We start from the raw sequence: 11,806 nt of genomic DNA on the forward strand, positions 1-11,806 counted from the left end.
CAAAAACAAAAAAATAAAACTATTTTTTGCTATAACAAATAAAAAATCTAACAGAAAGGATCTCTTATGACAGACAAGGATAAAAAGAAATTTTTAGACAATATCGAAGAAAAACGCACAAAATGTATAGTTTACACTCGGGTCATGGGCTACCACAGACCTGTAGAAGGCTTTAACCTCGGCAAAAAAGGCGAACATAAAGAACGGGTCAAGTTTGTCGAACGACCGCAATAGGAGAGAGATCTCTCCTATTTTATATTCCAAAAGCTCCAAAGCGAGCTTTAAATTCTTTCTCGTTAACAATATCTCTCCCGGTGGCGTCTCTAAATTTCCACCCTCTAGGAGCTAAAATTTTAGTTGGAATGCCAAGTTTTAGTCCTGCTTTAGCTCCCGCTTCATCTGCACCGGTTTGCCCACCACTTCTCATTGATTCAATTGGAAATTCATCCACAACCCTTTTAAAAATCCTGTAAATATAACTATCAAGCTGATCTTGAGTGCAATATAAAGATAAGGTCTTCATTCCATTTCCCGCAATATTAACGCTGCTAGCGTGAGTGATTCTCAAGAAGTTGATTATTGCAGAAGAGATAGAATCTACATAATACTGATCTTTGACGTTAATCTCTAAAATAGACTTATCTGCTTCAAGGGCAAGCTTTTTTGTTAATTTTGTACCGGCAGAATCAAAATCAACAGCAAAAATAATTGTTACATCAGCCGCTAAAACATTAGCCTTTGTTCTTGCCGAGTATGATCCGCTTTTATCCTCTTTAAAAACAATCATCTAATACCTTTGTTTGAAGGCTTATTGTTTTCTACTGTTGTGAAGTAGGGGGCATATTCACACTCATTACGATACGAAGCTCTTTTTTGCAGATCAACCTCACTATATACAAAATCAAAATACATCCTGTACTTTACGATAAAAGCAAGCACCTCTGCATGATTAAACGGGGAATCAACATGAAATAAAAGCTTTTTGTCATCAAGACGTCCGTTTTTGATCTGACTAATAATCCAGTTCCTTCTACCGGGTTGGACATGAAGCCATTTTGTTCCTGTAAGCCACTCAAAATAAGCCATAGCGGTTTTCTTTGGACTGTCCAACATCACACAATCTTTTGGAATTATATTTGCCCTAGCTCTTCTTTGGGTAAAAAACGGCGAATCAAAATTTCTAGTACGATTTAAGAAATATCCTCCTCCGGATATATTTGATTTTATTAAAAAATCATCTATTCGAGAGACAAATACCCCATCTCCTCTGCCGGCTGCCATCTTGGCTCCATGCGAGTTACTTTTGTACATTACTTTGCATTCTGTATAAGCAACCAGATATTCAGGAGCAAAATTTGGACTATATCCATCGGTTGGAACTGCTGTTAAATTTTTAGATGTTAAAGGATTTAACTCCTTGGGAATTAAAGAAAGCCCCTGACTTTTAATCTCCTGCTTTACTCTTTTTATCCTGCTGATTTTTCTATCCGTACTAATCTCTTCTTTACTGCGTTGCATTTTTAAATCTTTTTTTGCAACAATTTTAAGAGATTTTTTGAGATTATGTTTTTTGATTAATGATAAAGCCTCGCCAAGCTCATCAGAAACACTACTCATGAAAGCTCCTTTTCCACAATATTTTATAAAAACATTATATAAAATTATCTCTTATAATACTATAAAAAACACCATAAAATAGTAGCTATAAAATAGCAACTTACATAAAAAATAAAAAATATAGTCAAAAAACAATATAAAATATTTATGTTTAATTTTACTTTAAGCTTCAATATGGAATAATTGCATTGTTGCAAAAGTCTGGACAGCTTTTGTAAATATCCTAGAGATAAACTGAGGTTGTTGCAAAAAGGAGATTAATTGCCTTGGCTAGTTTCTGGGAAGCCACTCCTTTCAAAAAATTGAATTTTGCTTTTAATGGTTGAGCATCTTGCAGTGCTCAGCCATTTTTTTAATTATTTGTTGCGCTATTGTTTGTAAAATAATCATAGGAAGCTTCTTTATCTTTTTTCTTTCTATACTCTGCAATATTTGAGTCAAGCTTGGTCTCATTTACAATATCACTATCAGCAAACTCTCTTTTTTTACAACTTAAACTTTTTATATAGGAATTTAAATAATTTAAAACAAATTCAAAAACACCCTTCATTTACTTCCTTGATAATTAAAGACAAAAAGTCTTAGGCTTGTACTATAAATAACAAATTATTTTAGCTGCCATTCTATCGAAAATTATATTGTTTTGATATAACAATATTTTTTAAATATATTTTTAAATATTAAAATATTTATTTTTCAATATTGTTTTATTATTAATCATATAGAGCTCCTTGGTTGCAAACTATGCAATATTTTTTGCTATAACCACACTAATTGATTGTTTTTAACAGTCAAAAATTTTTTTAAAGGAGCCAAAATGACTTATTTCATTGTATATTTTGCGCTAATTATATGCGCAGCCGTTGTATACGGTGCAACCGTATACTGTTTTGCCGAAAGGCTTGATCTCTATGTCGACACCGTAACGCACGATGTAGAGAATTTTGTTGTGTATGGCGGGATATTATACATCGCTATAATATCTTACTTTGCTAACCAGCTTAGCATATATATCACAACATAATTCCTTTCGATTAAAACATTGGGGTAAAGAATTCTTTACCCTTTTAATCCTTTTAGGATTGGATGAACCCAAAAATTTATCTGATAATAACGCAATTTCAAGGCTCATTTCTAAAATAAGCTATAATGATCTCAAGAAGGATTTTTATGAAACGAGTAGAATTACACACCGATGGATCTTGCCTTGGTAATCCCGGCATAGGAGGATGGGCTTATATATTAGTTTACAACAGCTTTGCAACAGAAGGCTACGGCTCTCAAGCAGAAACAACAAACAATCAAATGGAAATCAAAGCCGTACTGGAAGGTTTAAAAAAGCTAATCGAACCATGCGATATAGTCTTATATACCGACAGCGAATACGTCGCAAACTCAATTAATACTTGGATGGCTGGGTGGTTAAAAAGACAGTGGAAAAATACGAAGAATGTAGAAATGTGGAAAGAATATGTGCAGCTTATGAAGCGCGGAGGACACAAGTTAGAAGCTAAATGGGTCAAAGGTCACAATGGACACCCACAAAACGAAAGATGCGATCAGCTAGCAAGAAAAGCTGCTGAAACACTCAAAGACGACTTAAAGAGACAATTTCAGTACAGAAAATATGTGAGGTGAACTATCTCACCTCACTATCTCATCAATATACAAACGAGATGTTTTTACGGCAAACCACTATGACAATCCGCAGCAGTTTCGACATCTTTAACATCTGCTGCCTTAAGCACAAACCCCACTTTGTCGCTAACTTGCAAGATTTTAACACTTTCTTCCACGCTCTTGCGTAGGTCAAGCAGTGATGCCGCTTTAAATCTCTCCTTTGTAAAAACCACATCTGTCGCCATTTGAAATACTCCTTACAAAGAATTAGACATTTAAAATAGATGTCTTGTTTAAGTTATAGTAAAAAAATATGTATATGTAAATAACATAAAATATTGCATATAAATTTATTTATTTTTATACGCAAACCCGATATACAGCCAACTTTAAATAACTTAGCAATAAAATGCGCTATAATTAGTTTTAATATTTTTGAGGCAAAAAGGAAGAATAGACTATATGCAAAAAATACGACTTGAAAAACAAGATTATCTTACAATCTTTATTTTTTTAGCAGGTTTTTTATTTACGGCAGTTGATAGCAAATTACTAAATTTTATGCAATTGCTAGTTCAGATTATGTCACCTTCATTTAGAATTAGCTCATATATTTTTGCTCTTTTATTTCTTCTTACCATTACTATCCTTTACATCAAACGAACTCAGTTTTTTAGAATTACCAAGGAGATGCTTTATAATATAAAGCCTGAAAACAACCCTAAATACAAAGAAACCAGATTTGCTCTGGCTCTTAAAGTTTTTGAAATATTCTCCCTTGCAGCGCTTGTTGGATTTTTGGTCTTAAGTCTAAACGCCTATACTATAGTAGGCTTTAATTTGTTGGCTCAGCCATAAAATAGGGGGATGTATGCTTAAGTATGCCAGAGGAGCTATAGAGAAAATTATGCCGGCTCCTATCCCGGAAGTAAAAGAGTATAGTGTTGATGATTTTAAGATAGATATTAAAAAGGGGCTTTATTTGGGTGCTGCTATACCTCTTGTAGGTTCCGAAACCGAAAGACGCACTATCAAGCCTCTTTATATAGATTGGGGGCATACAGCCGGTCATGTTGCGGTTTACGGCACGACTCGCGTTGGAAAAACAAGACTTATGGCTTCCATGATCAAACAATGTATTGAACGCGGTATGGATGTTTTAGTTGTCGAACCAAAGGGCGCTGTAGGTAATAAAGTGGATGAAAACGACAATGACATAGGCGTAGGACAAGAAACTCTCGGCTGGATTACTCAGTTTGCAGAAGAGTCCGGAAGACTTAATGATCTTAAGTATGTGTCACCTATGTTTCCTAAAATTTCTGAGTGTTTTAATCCTTTGTTTGGTATGTCAAACGAAGAAATTTCCTCATTAATTTCAACAATTATTCCTGCGAAAGAAGAGTTCTTTACCGCAATGGGATACCAGATTACAATGTGCGTTTTGCTTGGATTTGAGGTCTTAGAAAAAGCTCATGGAAAAAAATACATAAACAAAAAAATAGAAAATGAATACAAAAGACACTATGGTTCGGAAAAAACTGAGCTTGAAAGAGAAGAGCCTAGAAGACCCGATATAGTAGATATGGTTATAGACGGGGAAAACAATATCTATGCCAACACTATTCCTCCATCTAGGGTTTTAGTAACTTTAGCCGACATTGCAGAGTGGTCTACTCAAAGCGGTATCAAAGGGCTCTTAGAGCAGGTTAGAAGACAACGTAAGATAGATATGCAGGATTTAGAAGCCGAAGAGATGAGAGATCTTGAAATTTTAAAAGAAGAAGCCATTAGGGCTCTATCTGAAATAGCCCAAAAAGATATGGGTTTCTTCTCTAAAGTATCATCATCATTTAACTTGATCATGTCTCAACTATCTACCGGCAACCTGGGAAGAATACTATGTTCAACAAAAATCAATCCTTTTAGAGACGGCTTCATGGATCGCAAGCGCGGACAGATAGTAATGATCCAACCTTTCCCGCTAATCTTTAAAACCGCTTCAGATGCCTTTGTACGTATATTTTTTGCTATGATAACCTCTTTTTACGGAAATATAGGAGCAACGGGACGCGGCGCACCAAGAGAATTAGCATTTTTTGTTGATGAGGGAGGAGCCGTTTTATTTCCGGGAGTAGAGCATGCTTTTAATAAAATAGGCGGTTTGGGCGGAAGGATGTTTATATTCACTCAATCTTTTGCAGACTATCAATCAGAACTGGGTGAAGAGATTGCAAAAATCGTTAACGACAACACCAACACTAAAATTTTTATGCGGATGAATGACAACACATCAAGACAAATAGTAGCAGATACTTTTGGCAAGATAAAAGCCGAGAATAATAAATATATGGGCTCTAAACTAGATATGAGAATTACTGCTACGATGGATGATAGAGAGATATTATTGCCGGCTCACATGGGTGATATGCAAAAACAAGAATTTTTGCTTCAATATGGGGAAGGACGCTTTTATTGTTGTGCACCGTTTCAGCCTGATCCGGATATTATGTTTATAGCACCTACAATAGAAAGCGAACAAATTTTTGGTAGCATGGCACCAAGATTTAGACCTGAACTCGATTTTAGCGACAGCGAGGAACAATACGTATGACAACAACCATCTTAACAATCCTTTTAACCCTTTTTATAGTGTTAATATGGATTACATGGACAAAAACAAAGCAGTTTGTCAAAAATAGTAAATATCAATACTCTTTTTTTGATAAATTGGCAATTTTTACAGAGATACTTACAAATAAAAAATACTGGTTTAACTCTATTGAAGCAGCCGGAATTAATCCCATAAGCAAAGATCCCATAATCAAACAAGAGATGATTCACACAAGCGGATTAACAAATCTTGACAGACCTAATGCGGAGGTTGCAGATGAGCTTGCAAAGACTATTAACAACCATTTTCAACTAAATATCAAAGAGGGGAGCATGATGACTCCCGAAGAGCTAAAACAAAGAGACTATCTTTTAAACGAGTACAATAAAACTCAATTTTTATTCAAAGAAAACGGAAGAATAAAAGTAATGCTGCCTATGGAAGCCCTTGTCTTTTTACAAAAAGCAGCAAACCCTTTGGTAAACGATAGGGGCGAAATTGTGCTTTCCAGCAAAGAAGACAGAGTCTTGGAAGTGACCGATGATGAGGCTAAGGCAATTATAGTAAGAGAAAATCTAATGGATCTAGTAAATGTTTTAGGAGAACAAGACGCCATAGAGCTCGTTAAAATTTACAAAGTTTATCCTCACCTAAACATTAAAGCTATGGCAAAGCAAATTTATGAAAACAAGGTTGATAAAAACAAACTAAATCAAATTCAAGACTCTACTCACCAAGGTCCTTATATACAAAACCCCGATACCGGTGAAGATGCGTATATGGACGATTTATATGATAATAGCAATAGTTTTGAGTCGGTTGTAGGAGAGATGGACGGCTCGCAATTTATAGATCCGAGCAGGGCAACCTCTCAATATGAGGATGATGACGATGATATGCTCTCTCGTCACATGGACGATCTAATGCAAGCCCTTGATAAGACATCGGCACACGGAGATGGGAAAGAGATACTTTCAGGGGCTGATACTAAAAGTAAAAAGGGCACTAAAATTGCCAATATATTAGATGAAATCAAATCTGATACGCAAGCCGCTCAAAAACAATCTCAAGAAACCAAATCGGCGCAAGAAGAAAACAAGAACAAAGCTGATAAGCCACAAAAAACAGAGCAGCAATTTAACAATAAAAAACAAAAAGAGCAAACCCAAAAACAACAACAAAAACAAATAGCCGGAACAGAACAAAAAAAGGAGAGTATACCAACCCCTGCAATCGAGAATAAAAAGCCGGCTAAGCAAAAAGAACAAAAACAACAAGAGGCAGCAAACCAAGAGCCTGAAGAGCAAAAGCTTATTATCGAACAAATAAGCGCTCCTAAAGGCTTATTTGAAAAAGATGACTATCAGTCAGCTACAAAACAGCAAAAAGATGAGTCGCTCAAAGAGAATGCAGATGAAATAAATGCCATGATAGCTGCTGAACAGGAGATTCTTAAAGAGCTAGCGGAGCAAAGCAGTGAAGGCGATAGTTGGGATTTGGAAGAAGAGGATTTTACTCCGCCCTTATATGAAGAAAAAGAAGTTATACTCCCGGCTCCTACAAGCAAAACCTTAGCTATTACTGAGCCAAAAGAAGACATTTTAAACGAAGACGAAGAGGACGAAGAGCCGCCTCTAACAAAACATATTCCTAATAATACCAATCAGGGTATTATAGACAAAATACATGCAATCCCGTTTCAATCTCTACAAAACCCTCCTGTTATATCTTTAGAAGAGGGCAATTATGATATATATGACGGCTTTGCCAATGCAGAAAACACTAAGCCGTATCATGCTTTATATCGCAATCTTATAAAGACAAAACCCATTATAAAGACAAATGACGGAGCTTGTTTTGTAGTTTCTTTACATCAGGTTGTAGCGGCTATTTCAAAAATTTATGGCTCTGATTTTGAGAAAGTACTAAAAGAATTTTTGCAGCACATTAATCCTCATAAGCAAAACACCTATCGTGTAGCTCAAGAGGTTGGAGATGTTTTAGAAAAGATGATCGCATATAAACAAACTAATGCGGATATGTTTTTTGCACATAAAAAAGGCTCCCAAAAAGCTGTTAAATTTTTAGGTTGGAAGCTAGATTATAATAAATTTAAGTATATTTTTGACAACGAAGAAGTTTCTAAACATATTAACTTTGAAGAATGGAGAAAACACCCGATAGACGAAGGTTATCAGCTGTTTTCAGGCTTGGAAGGAGTGCCGTCACATAAGGCATCAATGCTTTACACAAACATTGACGATTCTGTGTTTGTATAATAATTTTTTTAAGGAGATTAAAATGGAAAAACTAGGAGCGTTTGAAAACGCTATTTTTAAACACTTTGTTATGGATGTTACGCCAATAGAAAGCACTCCTACTACTGATCACATCTTGGAGCAACCGGGACTAGAGGGTATCAATTTTAAGATTAAGCCGTATATGGCAGATGAGATATATAAAACATCAGACAACGAAGTTGTTACAAATATACCAAACAACCTACAGACACAAGGTATTAATTTAAATATGACGGCGGTAATAGAGCTATGTTCCGTAATACTAGGCTCTATATCCACCTACATATATAATATGAGAACGCAAGTAGCAAATAAAGATCTTTGCGATAATGGAATAATTATTAAGCCAAACGCGAAAAAAACCTCTACTTTTTTAAAAGTTAGGGCTAATAGGCATTTTTATCGCGAAGGCAAGTACGGCAGATACAAACTTTATATGTCTATTTACCAAAACAACAAAGAGATTGTGCAGCTTAAATTTACAAAAAAAGATATTCAACTTTTAATTTATATTATTAAAACAATTATGTCTTCATATTCTAAAATAAAGGCTGTGCATGTAAGCTCCAATATATTAAATTCAAGTGGAAAGGTTGTAAGCACCGAAAGCTCTTATTGTATGAAATTTAAAAACTCCGTCGCAATTAATAGTATCTGGCTTCACTCACAAGAGCTTGTGTCATTAATGTATGTAGCGGAACAGCTCGTTCACACTCAAAACATTGAACAAAATGTTAAGCCTTTGTTTTTAAAATCAAGACAGATTGCAATTCAGTTGCACGATCCTGAAGTTGTGGTATTTCAACCTCAGTCAAATTCGTTTACAAGCGATGATATTGAAAAAGAGATGTTTGATACAAACCTAAACAATAGCAAAAGCAGGGCTCTTGCTTTGGTATTAAGAAAAATGGACGGAAATCACAATGAGGTGGTTACGGATGAAAATCATAGGTATTTAAAAATTCCTATTTCTGCGAAATTTTTAACACTACTATATCTTTATATATCCCTAGATATGCTTCACTATAATGACGCAGAAATTTCAAATACCCCGATTGATACATCCTTCATGAAATCAGGGCGTGTAGCAAGCGCAGTTAGTAAATCGAAGTACAGAATAAACATGCAAGAGAGTGTTTTAACGCTAGGAATATCTAAAAAAGAAGGCTCTACTGAAGACAGGATGTATCTTAGCGGTTTTACAAAGCCGGGCATCTACAGCCACAACGGATTAGACAATCAATACCAAGACTCTCAGGGTAACACGCACAATGTTTTAACAGAATTTTCAATAAATTTGGGTAGATTTTGGGGAACTTTTATCAAAGCCCTATCCGTTGCATGCACAAAAAGCTACGTAAAAGAGGGGAGATCAGCCAATGTGGTAATGTTTAATATCCCTATTAGAGAGGAAGATACTTTAAGATATAACTATTACTTTAAAATAGTCTCTTCCGAAAGCAATGATGCAGCACTTGTACTGGAAATTAAAAAAACTATCGGAGTAAAACTTGCAGATGGAAACTTTGAGCAAAGAGAAATCGCAGTTTATAGGCAACCTTTATTTCATAGATATGCATTTCAGCTACTAATCTCTACACTGGCATTGGGCAAATTTGTTAAAGATTACATATATTTAAAAGATATTATGCTAAAAAACATCGTCCAATACAGATATTCGGGCTTTATAAACACAGGTTTTGCATCAAATTTAAACACTGTTTTAGAATATGGCATTCATAAGATCAACGATAAGGCTTATTGGGGAATGAAAGAGGCAATTCAAAACCCGGATAAAACATCTTTATTGGATAGACAAGACACTATACTATTAAATCAAAGCTCGCTGTTTAAGCTTTTAAGGGGAGAATTTCAACCTTTTGTAGGGCACAAGATATGCATAGGTCCTGATAATTATCTTACAGACACTTATGGGGAGATTAATATGAAAGCCACTAATATAGACGGCAAATCAAATGATGGCGAGGATGACAAAAAAAGACTATTTTCCGATATAGATTGGGCTATAGTTTTATTTTTTGGTACTCTTGCTTATGATGCTTAATGAGAGATATTTTATATATTTATCAAAAAGGCATAAACTATGATGTATGATAAGCATGGGAATAAATTTTCCGATATAGACGAACAGCGCGTAAATATATTTCGAGCTTCTCTTGGAAAAGACAGCATACCGGAGCCTGTTAAGCAGGCTCTATCGGACTTAGACAACGAAAGTATTTTGGCAATTTTGAATATGTCGGTCCTTCCAAACTCAATATCTTTAAATGCACTTAAATATAACTATATGTTATCTAGATTTGCAAACAGAAAAACAGATTTTACGAGAGCCAAAAATCAAATGGATAACATAGATAAGGTTTGCTCGATTATGACAAAGCAGGATAAGTCAATTTTGAAATTTGGAATAAAAAATGGCTATCGTGGCAATGACTGGAATTTTCACATGACGCGCTTTGTTTATGGAAGCGGACTTCAAGGTAAAACCATATCCAGCTACTACTTTAAAAGAGCTTTTGGTTTTTCTCAAGAACTGCTTGTGAGAGCTGAAAATAACGATATATTTCCTAAGATGTAATAAAAGAGGGCTTATGAACATTAATGATATCCAAAACAAACCTAAAAAAGTTACTCCATTTAAATCCGCCTTGCAGTTGGCGCAAAGTTACGCTGTGGCAAGAATTTTAAAGGCACAAAGAGATCAAATCGAAGAAATAAACAGAAAAAAAAGACAACAAGAAAGATCCCCCATTCAAATCGATGAATTGTGCAAGAAATGTGTAAATCGTTTGCAAGAAAAGCTAAATAATGCGTCTCAGTCCGACAAAAGAATAGAGCTTGAGGTTGAACTTGTAGAACTCAAAAAACACATGGAAATCCTTATTTATAGCTTCAAAACAGCCTCAATTATAGTAAATTATAAAACTGAATACGTGGCAATTATGTTTGCAGCTATAAAATCAATGTTAGATGAATTTGATTTTTTATCAGACTCCTCTGTAACAAGCAACGACGCTCACATTAAAGAGTCTTACGGCGATACGGGCTATTCGGAACTTAGACAGGTTAATTTGCTATATCACACAATACACGTCTTTAAAGCGGGAGTTGATCGAATCGCCCCAAGAGGAGAGGTTATCGAGCAAGGATATAAAGATAGTCTTATGGCGTCTTTGCTTCATGACTTTGGCAAAAGCGAAAAAGTTAAAGTTGCCGTAGGTCAATATTATCATAGAGGCTCGATCCCCGCCGCACACTTTGATGTATCTGAGCTCTATGTCAATCTTATACTAAAACGACAACTTACGGAAATGTTTGTCGATATAGCAAAACGAAATCGTGATGTTTGGCAAGCTAAGCAGGATTTTGAAGACATAATGAAGGATATTGCAACCTTGGTTAAGAATCACCACTGCCCAATAGGAGCCAAACAAGATAGTGATCATGTTGATTTTGTACGTCAAGCCGATTATATTGCAAGACGAGGTGAGCTAGAGTGGATAAGAAAGCACTCCGGAGCAAGCCAAGTGAAATCCTATGATGGAATTATAGATTATTTCAATTAAGATTTTTATGTATTCAAAACATCCCAACGGCATTTAAATTTCATATCAACGGGTTTTTTGTTTAAAAATTT

At 35.2% G+C, this 11,806-nt stretch carries 13 protein-coding genes; 9 read left to right on the forward strand and 4 right to left on the reverse strand.

Annotation, left to right across the window (positions count from 1 at the left end):
* Positions 1-66: 66 nt before the first annotated feature.
* Positions 67-234, forward strand: a complete 168-nt coding sequence (gene nrdD / locus ACHJH3_RS10980) for an anaerobic ribonucleoside-triphosphate reductase (protein WP_407064845.1) — start codon at positions 67-69, stop codon at positions 232-234.
* A gap of 19 nt (positions 235-253) precedes the next feature.
* Here the strand turns inward: nrdD and ACHJH3_RS10985 are convergent, their stop codons facing one another.
* From ACHJH3_RS10985 to ACHJH3_RS10995, 3 genes are all read right to left on the reverse strand, one after another.
* Positions 254-787, reverse strand: coding sequence for a YpsA SLOG family protein (locus ACHJH3_RS10985; protein ID WP_407064846.1), 534 nt, complete (start codon positions 785-787; stop codon positions 254-256).
* Positions 784-1,617 carry a hypothetical protein gene (locus tag ACHJH3_RS10990; protein WP_407064847.1) on the reverse strand — a complete coding sequence of 278 codons (834 nt, stop codon included), beginning with the start codon at positions 1,615-1,617 and terminating at the stop codon, positions 784-786. Before ACHJH3_RS10990 ends, ACHJH3_RS10985 begins: the two co-directional genes overlap by 4 nt.
* Positions 1,618-1,969: 352 nt before the next feature.
* Positions 1,970-2,167, reverse strand: a complete 198-nt coding sequence (locus ACHJH3_RS10995) for a hypothetical protein (RefSeq protein WP_407064848.1) — start codon at positions 2,165-2,167, stop codon at positions 1,970-1,972.
* Positions 2,168-2,434: 267 nt separating this feature from the next.
* Here ACHJH3_RS10995 and ACHJH3_RS11000 point away from each other — a divergent pair, with 267 nt between their 5' ends.
* Both ACHJH3_RS11000 and rnhA read left to right on the forward strand, forming a co-directional pair.
* On the forward strand, positions 2,435-2,641 hold the full coding sequence (locus tag ACHJH3_RS11000; protein WP_407064849.1) for a hypothetical protein: 207 nt from the start codon (positions 2,435-2,437) through the stop codon (positions 2,639-2,641).
* Positions 2,642-2,787: 146 nt separating this feature from the next.
* Positions 2,788-3,255: a ribonuclease HI gene (gene rnhA, locus ACHJH3_RS11005; RefSeq protein ID WP_407064850.1), complete on the forward strand. Its 468-nt coding sequence runs from the start codon at positions 2,788-2,790 to the stop codon at positions 3,253-3,255.
* Between the two features lie 44 nt (positions 3,256-3,299).
* Here the strand turns inward: rnhA and ACHJH3_RS11010 are convergent, their stop codons facing one another.
* Positions 3,300-3,482, reverse strand: a complete 183-nt coding sequence (locus ACHJH3_RS11010; RefSeq protein ID WP_407064851.1) for a hypothetical protein — start codon at positions 3,480-3,482, stop codon at positions 3,300-3,302.
* 445 nt (positions 3,483-3,927) lie between these two features.
* Here ACHJH3_RS11010 and ACHJH3_RS11015 point away from each other — a divergent pair, with 445 nt between their 5' ends.
* The 6 genes from ACHJH3_RS11015 to ACHJH3_RS11040 are packed head-to-tail and all read left to right on the forward strand — an operon-like array spanning position 3,928 to position 11,735.
* Positions 3,928-4,095 carry a hypothetical protein gene (locus tag ACHJH3_RS11015; protein WP_407064852.1) on the forward strand — a complete coding sequence of 56 codons (168 nt, stop codon included), beginning with the start codon at positions 3,928-3,930 and terminating at the stop codon, positions 4,093-4,095.
* Positions 4,096-4,108: 13 nt separating this feature from the next.
* On the forward strand, positions 4,109-5,848 hold the full coding sequence (locus tag ACHJH3_RS11020) for a type IV secretory system conjugative DNA transfer family protein (protein ID WP_407064853.1): 1,740 nt from the start codon (positions 4,109-4,111) through the stop codon (positions 5,846-5,848).
* A complete protein-coding gene (locus tag ACHJH3_RS11025; protein ID WP_407064854.1) occupies positions 5,845-8,127 on the forward strand; it encodes a hypothetical protein in 2,283 nt (760 codons plus the stop codon). The genes ACHJH3_RS11020 and ACHJH3_RS11025 overlap by 4 nt, the downstream gene beginning before the upstream one ends.
* Before the next feature lie 22 nt (positions 8,128-8,149).
* Positions 8,150-10,213 (forward strand): hypothetical protein, encoded by a 2,064-nt coding sequence (locus tag ACHJH3_RS11030; protein ID WP_407064855.1) that lies wholly within the window; start codon positions 8,150-8,152, stop codon positions 10,211-10,213.
* Between the two features lie 39 nt (positions 10,214-10,252).
* Positions 10,253-10,747 carry a hypothetical protein gene (locus tag ACHJH3_RS11035; protein WP_407064856.1) on the forward strand — a complete coding sequence of 165 codons (495 nt, stop codon included), beginning with the start codon at positions 10,253-10,255 and terminating at the stop codon, positions 10,745-10,747.
* Positions 10,748-10,760: 13 nt separating this feature from the next.
* Positions 10,761-11,735, forward strand: a complete 975-nt coding sequence (locus ACHJH3_RS11040) for a hypothetical protein (RefSeq protein WP_407064857.1) — start codon at positions 10,761-10,763, stop codon at positions 11,733-11,735.
* Positions 11,736-11,806 lie beyond the last annotated feature (71 nt).

This window comes from Campylobacter canis (assembly GCF_045504005.1).
GTDB classification, from domain to species: Bacteria; Campylobacterota; Campylobacteria; order Campylobacterales; family Campylobacteraceae; genus Campylobacter_A; species Campylobacter_A canis.